Origin of the sequence: Streptomyces sp. C (assembly GCF_000158895.1) — a bacterium.
Lineage (GTDB): Bacteria > Actinomycetota > Actinomycetes > Streptomycetales > Streptomycetaceae > Streptomyces > Streptomyces racemochromogenes.
The window spans coordinates 1367297-1376986 of record NZ_GG657750.1 but is presented as its reverse complement, the minus strand read 5'-3'; the positions used below and the strand labels follow the sequence as shown (position 1 = coordinate 1376986).

General features: G+C 74.1%; 7 protein-coding genes and 2 pseudogenes. 6 read left to right on the top strand and 3 right to left on the bottom strand.

The genetic code is table 11. The features are described 5' to 3' along the window. Positions 1-1536, top strand: a pseudogene (locus tag SSNG_RS06005) (hypothetical protein); the annotation flags it as partial. A gap of 193 nt (positions 1537-1729) precedes the next feature. On the opposite strand, the pseudogene SSNG_RS06000 reads toward SSNG_RS06005, so the two are convergent. Further along, positions 1730-2008, bottom strand: a pseudogene (locus SSNG_RS06000) (hypothetical protein); the annotation flags it as partial. Between the two features lie 397 nt (positions 2009-2405). Here SSNG_RS06000 and SSNG_RS05995 point away from each other — a divergent pair. From SSNG_RS05995 to SSNG_RS05985, 3 genes are read left to right on the top strand one after another with little or no spacing between them, the layout of a single operon-like run. Further along, positions 2406-5633, top strand: a complete 3228-nt coding sequence (locus tag SSNG_RS05995; protein WP_007262909.1) for a nitrate- and nitrite sensing domain-containing protein — start codon at positions 2406-2408, stop codon at positions 5631-5633. A 10-nt stretch (positions 5634-5643) separates the two neighbouring features. Further along, positions 5644-6075: a DUF742 domain-containing protein gene (locus SSNG_RS05990; protein ID WP_007262908.1), complete on the top strand. Its 432-nt coding sequence runs from the start codon at positions 5644-5646 to the stop codon at positions 6073-6075. Then, on the top strand, positions 6056-6682 hold the full coding sequence (locus SSNG_RS05985) for an ATP/GTP-binding protein (RefSeq protein ID WP_042800602.1): 627 nt from the start codon (positions 6056-6058) through the stop codon (positions 6680-6682). Before SSNG_RS05990 ends, SSNG_RS05985 begins: the two co-directional genes overlap by 20 nt. A 166-nt stretch (positions 6683-6848) precedes the next feature. Here the strand turns inward: SSNG_RS05985 and SSNG_RS05980 are convergent, their stop codons facing one another. Together SSNG_RS05980 and SSNG_RS05975 are read right to left on the bottom strand one after the other, a co-directional pair. Continuing rightward, entirely contained in the window at positions 6849-8039 is a 1191-nt protein-coding gene (locus SSNG_RS05980) for a lipid-transfer protein (RefSeq protein ID WP_007262906.1), read from the bottom strand. Then, positions 8036-8491, bottom strand: a complete 456-nt coding sequence (locus SSNG_RS05975; protein WP_007262905.1) for a zinc ribbon domain-containing protein — start codon at positions 8489-8491, stop codon at positions 8036-8038. The genes SSNG_RS05980 and SSNG_RS05975 overlap by 4 nt, the downstream gene beginning before the upstream one ends. Before the next feature lie 87 nt (positions 8492-8578). Here SSNG_RS05975 and SSNG_RS05970 point away from each other — a divergent pair, with 87 nt between their 5' ends. Then, positions 8579-9100 (top strand): NUDIX domain-containing protein, encoded by a 522-nt coding sequence (locus SSNG_RS05970; RefSeq protein WP_007262904.1) that lies wholly within the window; start codon positions 8579-8581, stop codon positions 9098-9100. A 2-nt stretch (positions 9101-9102) separates the two neighbouring features. After that, complete coding sequence (locus tag SSNG_RS05965) at positions 9103-9618, top strand: SMI1/KNR4 family protein (protein ID WP_042800598.1); 516 nt, start codon at positions 9103-9105, stop codon at positions 9616-9618. Positions 9619-9690 lie beyond the last annotated feature (72 nt).

Genomic DNA, 9690 nt, shown 5'->3' with positions numbered 1-9690 from the left:
CTCGCCGAACTCGACCGCCTCACCAACAAGGTCCGCACCCTCGCCGCCCAGCTCCTCGAAGGCACCGACGGCGCCGACGGCCCCTCCCGGCAGGCCGCCGCCGCGCGCGCCGAGGCCCTCGTCCAGATGCTGGAGTCCCGCGCCTCCACGGCGAGCGAGCAGCTCGGCCGGCTGCGCGGCGAAGCCGAACGGCACGCCCCCGCCGAGGGCGAGGCGCACACCGAGCTGCCCGAGGAGCTGATCCCGGCCGACGTGGAGCAGGCCCAGGGCCTGCTGCGCACCGCCACCGCCCAGCTCGCCGCGCACTCCGCCGCCGTGGAGGCCGCCCGCGCCGCACACGCCGACCTGCTGCGCGCCCACCGCGCCGCCGAGGACGGCGCCGGCGGCTTCGACGAGACCGCCGCCCTGCTGCGGGACCTGCTGCGCGACCACACCCACCCGGAGGACGAGCAGGAACCGGTGGCCCACCCGGGCACCCTGGAGGAGGCCCGGCAGTCCGCCGCCGAGGCCCGCCGCTCCCTGCGCGGCTGCGCCGCCGACCTCTCCGCCGCCGAGTCCGCGGTGCGCGAGGCGAGCGACGTCCTGGTCCGGCACGCCAACGCCAACCGCTACGAGCAGGTACGCACCCCCGCGCGCCAGCAGATCCGGGAACTGCCCGCCTCCGCCCTGCCCGAGCACGCCGCCGCCTGGGCCGCAGCCTTCGCCCCGCGCCTGCGCGTGCTCACCGACGAGCTCGCGCAGCTGGAGCGCAACCGCGACAGCATCGTCGACCGGCTGCGCGGCCTGGTGGAATCCGCCCTGGCCACGCTCCGCTCCGCGCAGCGCCTCTCCCAGCTGCCCGAGGGCCTCGGCGAGTGGTCGGGCCAGGAGTTCCTGCGGATCCGCTTCGAGGAGCCCGACCAGGCCACCCTCACCGAACGGCTCGGCGAGGTCATCGACGAGGCCACCCGCACGGCCGTGAAGAAGAACGCCGCCTTCGGCGAGGGCCGCCGCGACGGCATGTCCCTGCTCCTGCGCGGCGTCCAGGCGGCCCTGGAACCCAAGGGCATCGCGGTCGAGATCCTCAAGCCCGACGCGGTGCTGCGCGCCGAGCGGGTCCCCGTCGGCCAGATGGGCGACGTGTTCTCCGGCGGCCAGCTGCTCACCGCCGCCATCGCCCTCTACTGCACGATGGCCGCGCTGCGCAGCAACGACCGCGGCCGCGACAAGCACCGGCACGCGGGCACGCTCTTCCTCGACAACCCGATCGGGCGCGCGAACGCCACGTACCTGCTGGAGCTCCAGCGGGCCGTCTCGGACGCCCTCGGCGTCCAGCTGCTCTACACCACGGGCCTCTTCGACACCACGGCGCTCGCCGAGTTCCCGCTGGTCATCCGGCTGCGCAACGACGCCGACCTGCGCGCGGGCCTGAAGTACATCAGCGTCGAGGAGCACCTGCGTCCCGGTCTGCCCCAGCAGTCCCCGGAGGGCGAGACGATCCACGGCGAGATCACCGCGACCCGCATGTTCCGCCGCGCGCCCGCCGCACAGGCCTGACGCGACTGACGCGACTGACGCGACTGACGCGCCCTGGGCCCCGGGCCGGTCACCGCTCCCTGGCGGTGGCCGGCCCGCGGCCGCTCCGGGCCCGTCAGCGGCGTCCGGAGCGCTGGTGCGCCGGTATGCCCCCGGCCCAGGGAGCGGCCGCCAGGCGGCTCTCCCGGGCCGGTGCGCGGCCGCGCCAGGTCTCGCGGGCGGCACTGCTCGGCTCCGACAGGACGCCGTGGCGCTGGTTCCACATCTGCCGGGTGATCCACACGTCCAGCACCGACCAGGTGGCCACGATCGTCGCCGCTATCCCCATCAGCACCATCGGGAAGGCCAGCCAGGACCCGGTCAGCGCGAGGAAGAAGGTGATCGTGGCCTGCGTCAGCGTCACGGCCACGATCAGCACCGCACGCACCGCCGACGACCGCACCGGATCCGGCATCCGGCGCCGCCGGGCCGGCTCCTCCACCCACAGGCCCCGCCCCGGAGCCTCGGCCGACGTACCGTCCTCTTCGTACATCCTCATGGTCCGCCCACTCCCCGCCTCTTCTCCCGCCCTGCTCCCCAGCCTGCTCCCCGCCCTGTCTGTCAGACGATCGGAACCCCCCTCGAAGTTCCGTATAGCGGACCCGGAAGGCAGAATTCCAGCCATCCATCCGGACAACGGAACCGACACCCCACCAAGTGTCATCTGCCACATATCGGGCCTGACTTGACCGGAAACATCGGACAACTGGTGATCTTCGTACGGGGGTCAGGCCGAAAACGTCCGGACACGTCTGCGAAGCCGCTCCCTGGCAGTAGTAGGCTCACGCCGTTTAAATGACGGAACACCGACCCCTGACAACGGGGTTGAGCTGGGGGAGGCTGGGGAGGCCATGCGCTTTCGCGGGAAGTCCATCCGCCGGAAGATCGTGGCGTTGCTCCTGGTGCCGCTCGTCTCCCTGACCGCCCTCTGGGGCTTCTCCACGGTCATCACCGGCCGTGAGGCAGTGCAGCTGCTCGACGTCGCGTACGTCATCAAGAAGGTCGGCTACCCGATGGAGGACGTCGTCCGCGTCGTCCAGAAGGAACGCCGCCAGACCCTGGTCGTCCTCGGCGACCCGCGCGAGGTGGCCGCCACCGCCGAACTCACCAAGAGCCGCACCGCGACCGACACGATGGTCCGCTCCATCACCGCCAACGCCCTCGACCCCGAGGTCTCCGACGAGCTCAGCCCGCAGGCCCGCCAGCGCCTCAGGTCGATCATCGAGGCCCTCCACGGCATCAACGCCCTGCGCCGGTCCGTCGACCAGGGCGGGGTCAGCCCCGGCCAGGCCCTGGAGCTCTACAGCCGGCTGGTCGACCCCTGCTACGAGTTCCTGATGAACCTCCACGCGCTGGAGAACGTGGAGATGGACAAGCAGGGCCGCGCCCTCGTCGGCATCACCCGCGCCCGCGAGACCCTCTCCCGCGAGGACGCGGTCATCGCCTCCGCCCTCGCCGCCGGCAACGTCCCGGCCGGCGACCTGCGCCGCGTCTCCGACTTCGCCGCCAACCGCGGCCTGCTGTACGAGTTCAACCTCGCGATCCTGCCGCCCGACGACCGCAAGCTCTTCGAGCAGTACTGGAACGGCCCCCAGACCAAGGCGCTGCGCGACGCGGAGGAACGGTTCATCACCGGCGGCGCCGGCAAGAACCCGCGCGTCACCGCCGCCCAGTGGAACGAGGCCGCGAACAAGGTCCTCGGCGACCTCGCCGCCATGGGCACCGCCGCCGGCGACCGCTACCAGAAGCGCGTGGAGCCCGTCGCCATCGGCGTCCTCGTCCAGGCCGCCGTGGCCGGCGTCCTCGGCTTCATCGCCCTCATCGTCTCCCTCGTGATGTCCGTCCGCATCGGACGCGACCTCATCCGCGACCTGTCCCGGCTCCGTAAGGAGGCCCACGAGGCCTCCGGCGTCCGGCTCCCCAGCGTGATGCGCCGCCTCGCCGCCGGCGAGACCGTCGACGTCGAGACCGAAGCACCCCGCCTGGAATTCGAGAAGGACGAGGTCGGCCAGGTCGGCCTCGCCCTCAACAGCCTCCAGCGCGCCGCCGTCGAGGCCGCCGTCAAGCAGGCCGAGCTCCGCCGCGGCGTCTCCGAGGTGTTCGTCAACCTGGCCCGCCGCAACCAGGTGCTGCTGCACCGCCAGCTGACCCTGCTCGACACCATGGAACGGCGCACCGAGGACACCGAGGAACTCGCCGACCTGTTCCGCCTCGACCACATGACCACCCGCATGCGCCGCCACGCCGAAGGCCTGGTGATCCTCTCCGGCGCCGCGCCCTCCCGCCAGTGGCGCAAGCCCGTCCAGCTGATGGACGTCGTACGGGCCGCCGTCGCCGAGGTCGAGGACTACGAGCGCATCGAGGTGCGGCGCCTGCCCCGCATCGGCATCGAGGGCCCGGCCGTCGCCGACGTCACCCACCTCGTCGCCGAACTCCTGGAGAACGCCACGGTGTTCTCGCCCCCGCACACCGCCGTCCAGGTCCACGGCGAACGCGTCGCCAACGGCTTCACCCTGGAGATCCACGACCGCGGCCTCGGCATGAACCCGGAGGCGCTGCTCGACGCCAACCTCCGGCTCGCGGAGACCCCCGAGTTCGAACTCTCCGACACCGACCGCCTCGGCCTCTTCGTGGTCAGCCGCCTCGCCCGCCGCCAGAACGTCAAGGTCGTCCTCCAGCCCAGCCCCTACGGCGGCACCACCGCGGTGGTCTTCCTGCCCGCCGACCTCCTCACCGAGGCCCCCGACACCAACGGCACCGGCATCCGCCTCGACACCGTGAAGGGCGTCCGGGGAGTCGGGACCGGCCCCGCCAAGAGCTCGGCACGCCCCGGCCCCACCGCCATCGACCGGGCCCCCTCGGCCCGCCCGCTGCCCGCCGGCGTGCTCAACGGCCCCGTCGAGCTGGAAAGCCCCGTCGGCCTCCTCGGACTGGACGGCCTCGACGACCCCGCCGGACTCGACGAGATGGCCACCGGCATCGCCGGCCTCACCGGCGTCGGCGGCCGCCCGCCCATGGCCACCCTCGACGACGAGACCCCGCCCGGCGGGCATCCCGCGCAGCGCCCTCCTCGGCACCGGCTCCGCGGACCGGCCCCTCGGCGGCCCCCCGCACGGCGTGGGCCACGCGGAGCGCCGCGGCCCCTGGAAGCGCGACCGCGACCGCGGGCGGGAGCCCCTGGCCCCCACCGGCCCGGTCCGCGCGGAGCGCCCCCGCACGGAACCCGCGCACCCCGACGCCGCCCGCGCCGGCGGCGGACCCGTCCCGCTGCCCCGGCGGCGCCCCACGCCCACCCTGGTCGCCGAGCACGGCCGCCGGGTGGAGCCCCGTCCGGCCCCCGTGAAGGCGGTCCCCGCGCCGCGCACCGGCTCCGAAGAGCCCGCGCCCGCCCCGGGCGGCCTGCCCCGCCGGGTGCGCCAGGCCAACCTCGCACCCCAGCTCAAGAACGCCCCGGCCCCCGCCGCGGCACAGTCCCCCGAGGAACCGGCGACCGACCGGGACGCGGAGGACGTACGCACGCGCATGTCCGCCCTCCAGCGGGGCTGGACGGCGGGCCGCGACCAGTACGCACAGCAGCAGTCCGAGACCGAGGCCGGCCGCTCCGGCGCCGGTCCCGCGCACGAGAACGAAGGGGACGGTCGATGACCGCACCGCAGACCGGAAACGACACCAGGGGCCGCGGCTCCGGCCCGCTCAACTGGCTCCTCGACGAACTCGTCGACAAGGTCGGCAGCATCCGCAAGGCGGTCGTCCTCTCCGGCGACGGCCTGCCCACCGGCAGCTCGAAGGACCTCACCCGCGAGGACAGCGAACACCTGGCCGCCGTGGCCTCCGGCTTCCACAGCCTGGCCAAGGGCGTCGGCCGCCACTTCGACTCCGGGCGGGTCCGCCAGACCGTGGTCGAACTCGACGAGGCCTTCCTCTTCGTCATGGCCGCGGGCGACGGCAGCTGCCTGGCCGTGCTCTCCGACTCCGACTCCGACGTCGGCCAGGTCGCGTACGAGATGACGCTCATGGTCAAGCGCGTAGGCGACCACCTGGCGACCGCCCCGCGCTCCGGGCAGCCAGCCGGAGGGTGAGTCGGACGGCATGAGCGATCCAGGCCAGGACCACCCCCCGACCGACCGTCCCACGCCCGAGACCGGCCACCCCCACTGGTTCGACGACGACGCGGGTCCCGTCGTACGCCCGTACGCCATGACCCGCGGCCGGACCAGCCACGCCGCCCAGCACCGTCTCGACCTGATCGCGCTCGTCGTCGCGGAGGCGGCGGCCGACGATCCGGTCTGGGACATGACCCTCTCCCCGGAACACGCCCACATCCTCGGGCTGTGCCGGGAACGCCCCCAGTCGGTCGCGGAACTTGCCGCGGACCTCGACCTCGCCGTAGGCGTCGTCCGGGTCCTGATCGGCGACCTCGTCGACGAGGAGCTGGTCCACGTGACCAGGCCGGTACCGCCGGCCGAACTGCCCGATGAATCCATTCTCCGTGAGGTGATCGATGGCCTTCGGGCGCTCTAGCCGCACCGGTGCGATGCACGCCGTCTCGCCGGTCGAGCCGCTGACCCTGAAGATCCTGGTCGCGGGCGGCTTCGGGGTGGGCAAGACCACCCTGGTCAGCGCGGTCAGCGAGATACGTCCGCTGCGGACCGAGGAACGGCTCTCCGAACCGGGCGTCGGCATCGACGACACCGGGGGAGTGGAGGGCAAGAGCACCACGACCGTGGCCATGGACTTCGGCCGCATCACCCTCCGCGAGGACCTGGTGCTCTACCTCTTCGGCACCCCCGGACAGGACCGCTTCTGGTTCCTGTGGGACGAGCTGGCACAGGGCGCCCTCGGCGCCGTCGTGCTGGCCGACACCCGCCGGCTCGCCGACTGCTTCGCCGCCGTCGACTACTTCGAACGGCGCGGCATCCCCTTCCTCGTCGCGGTCAACTGCTTCGACGGGGCCGACCGCCACCCGGTGGTGACCGTGCGCGACGCGCTCGACCTCGACCCGGAGGTGCCGGTGCTGCTCTGCGACGCCCGCGACCGGGAGTCCGTCAAGGACGTCCTGGTGGGGGTCGTCGAGCACGCCATGTCGCTCGCCCGGGCCCGCCGCGCGAGCCTGAGCGCCTCGTCCTAGGAGCCGGTCTCCACGTGGAGGCGGCCCGTACCCCCGCCGACTGGGGTACGGGCCGCAGCTCTCATGGGGGGTCGCGGGGTCCCCTTCACCGCGGGACCGTGGAGCGAGTGTGAACCCGCCGCCCGGGGCCGTCAAGCACCCTGACGCCGGTACTTGCGCGCCGCGCTCACCGCACCGCCACCACCGCCGACCCGTGCCCGAAGAGCCCCTGGTTGGCGGTGATCCCGGCCCGCGCCCCCGGAACCTGCCGCGCCCCCGCCGTACCCCGCAGCTGCCAGGTCAGTTCGCACACCTGGGCGATGGCCTGCGCCGGGACGGCCTCCCCGAAGGAGGCCAGCCCGCCGCTCGCGTTGACCGGGACCCGCCCGCCGAGCGCCGTCGCGCCCTCCCGTACGAGCTTGGCGCCCTCGCCCTCCCCGCACAGCCCGATGTCCTCGTACCACTCCAGCTCCAGGGCGGTGGACAGGTCGTACACCTCGGCCAGCGAGAGGTCCTCCGGCCCCAGCCCCGCCTCCTCGTACGCCGCCCGGGCGATCGAGGCCCGGAAGGACCCGGCGGCCGGCTCCACGGCGGCCGCCGAGTCGGTCGCGATGTCCGGCAGGTCCAGCACCGTACGCGGATACGTGGGCGTCACCGTCGACACCGCCCGGATCCGCACCGGGTCCGCCACCCCGCGCGACCGCGCGAAGTCCATGCTGCCCAGCACCAGCGCCGCGCCCCCGTCGGACGTCGCGCAGATGTCCAGCAGCCGCAGCGGGTCGGCCACCACCGCCGAGGCCGCCACCTCCTCGGCGGAGACCGCCTTGCGGTAGCGGGCGTTCGGGTTGTGCGCCCCGGCCGCCGAGTTCTTCACCTTGACCAGCGCGAAGTCCTCGACGGTGTCCCCGTGCAGGGCCATCCGCCGCCGGGCGTACAGCCCGAAGTACGCGGGGTTCGTCGCGCCCAGGATCCGGAACCGCAGCCAGTCGGGGTCGTCCGGCCGCTCGCCCCCCGCCGGGGCGAAGAACCCCTTCGGAGCGGCGTCGGCGCCGACCACCAGCACCACGTCCGCCAGCCCGGCCAGGATCTGCGCCCGGGCCGCCCCGATGGCCTGGGCCCCCGAGGCGCAGGCCGCGTACACGCTGGTGACCCGGGCCCCCTGCCAGCCGAGCGCCCGCGCGAAGGTGGCCCCGGCGACGTAGCCCGGGTAGCCGCCGCGCACCGTGTCGGCGCCCACGACGGACTGCACGTCGGTCCACTCCAGCCCGGCGTCGGCGAGCGCGGCCCGGGCGGCGGCCCGCCCGTACTCGACGAAGCTGCGCCCCCACTTGCCCCACGGGTGCATGCCGGCCCCCAGCACGGCCACGTCCCCGCTCACCGCGCCCCCTCCACCGGCTTGAACCGCCAGGTGGTCCGGGCGGCCCCCGAGTCCTCGCCGAGCACCCCTTCCACCACCTCCACCTCCATGCCGACCGCCAGGTCGGCCGGCGTCACCCCGGGCGCGGCCTGCCCGAGCACCACCATCCGCTCGGCCTCCAGCTCCACCGCGACCAGGGTGTACGGCTCCCAGGGCGCGTCCGGATCGGACACGTAGGGGGCCGGCGGCCGGTAACGCCCGTCGGTGTAGGACCAGATGCGGCCGCGCGGCGAGAGCGGCACCTCGGCGAGCTCGCCGCCGCCGGCGCAGTGCGGGTTGCGGCAGTACGCGTCCTCGCGCGGGAAGAACACCGAGGCGCAGGCGGAGCACCGGGTGCCGAGCAGGCGGAAGCCGTCCCCGGCCTCCGTACCGGTGAACCACCCGCTCACCACGGGCGTGCGTGTGCGTTCCAAGACCCCTCCCGGGCAACGTGATCTGACGAAGCGTCAGAAGTCTGCCACGGGCCTCCCCACCGCGACAGGGGCCGGTACCATCGCCGCATGCCGGCACAGCTGAGGGACTCGCACTGCTCCACCTGCGGAGCTCCGTTCGCCACGGACGGGTGGCCCCGCGCGTGCGCCGCGTGCGACGCCGTCACCTACCGCAACCCGCTCCCGGTGGCCGTCGCCCTGCTCCCGGTGGAGGACGCGGCCGGCACCGGCCTGGTGGTCATCACCCGCACCATCGAACCGGCCCTGGGGGGCGTCGCACTGCCCGGCGGGTTCATGGACTTCGGCGAGGACTGGCGCACGGCCGTGGTCCGCGAACTCCGCGAGGAGACGGGCATCGAGGCCCCCGCCTCCGACGTCGCCCTGGCCGACGTCCTCAGCTCCCCGGGAGGCCACCTCCTCGTCTTCGGCCTCCTCCCGCCCCGCCCCGCCTCGGCCCTCCCGCTCTCGGCCGCCACGGACGAGACGACGGGCTGGCACCTCCTCCACACCCCGGCGGAACTCGCCTTCCCCCTCCACACCCAGGCGGCGGCCTCCTGGTTCGCCGGCCGCTACGCCCCGGCGGGGGAGTGACGATGGCGACGCTCGCGCAGCTCACCGCCCTCCTGGGCGAGCCGCGCTTCAACTGGTCGGACCCGGAGCCGTGGACCGCGCTGGAAGCCGAACTCGGCGTGGAGTTCCCCGCGGACTTCCGCGAGTTCACCGACGCCTACGGTTCCATCGAGGTCAACTCCCAGCTGTACCTGATGCACCCCGCGCCCCATCTCCTGCACGACCTCGGGAGCTTCATCCGGAAGGACCTCGAACTCTGGCGCGACGAGGACATGGCCGAGTACCTGCCCGGCCCGGCGGGGGCCCACCCCGGCGCCCTGCTCCCCGTGGCGACGGCCACCACGGGCGAAGCGGTCTTCCTCCAGGTCCCCGAAACCCCCGCGACGCCCTGGCGGGTCGTGGTCCAGGAGTTCGACAGCCCGGCCTGGACCCGCTACGAGATGACCTTCGGTGAATGGCTGCTGGCCTACCTCAAGGGCAGGGACGTGACACTCTGCTCCCGCGACCGCGCCGGCCCCTCCTACGCGTTCCTCCCCTAGCCCCCGGGCCGGCACCCTCCCGGCCGAGGGGCCCGGTCCGGCAAACCCACCGCACGGGCCCGCGCCGGCACA